The organism is Streptomyces sp. P17 (assembly GCF_032436805.1).
In the GTDB taxonomy this organism is placed as follows: Bacteria; Actinomycetota; Actinomycetes; order Streptomycetales; family Streptomycetaceae; genus Streptomyces.
The window spans coordinates 1-275 of record NZ_JAVRBF010000761.1; the positions used below are offsets into that span (position 1 = coordinate 1).

Below are 275 nucleotides of genomic sequence, written 5' to 3' on the forward strand. Positions count from 1 at the left end.
GGGTGACGGCGGCGACCTCGGGGGCGCGGACGCTGGGAGCGATCCATGTGCCCCGGTCGATGGCGATCTCCTCATCGCGGAGCCATGCCTCGGCGTCGGAGCGCAGGAGGTAGGTGGAGGGTGCTCGGTGACGCTGCCCGTCGGGGCCGATATAGCTGGCCTGGTAGCGGTCTGAGGGGAGTCTGCGGAGGGTGCCGAATGCTCGGCGAGTGCGTGCCATGCTGACCACACTAGTGCACGTTAGATGCACGCGGGGCGAGAGGATCGGATATTTG

At 67.6% G+C, this 275-nt stretch carries 1 pseudogene; it reads right to left on the bottom strand.

Annotation, left to right across the window (positions count from 1 at the left end):
• Positions 1–220: pseudogene (locus RMT89_RS42855) on the bottom strand (site-specific integrase); the annotation flags it as partial.
• Positions 221–275 lie beyond the last annotated feature (55 nt).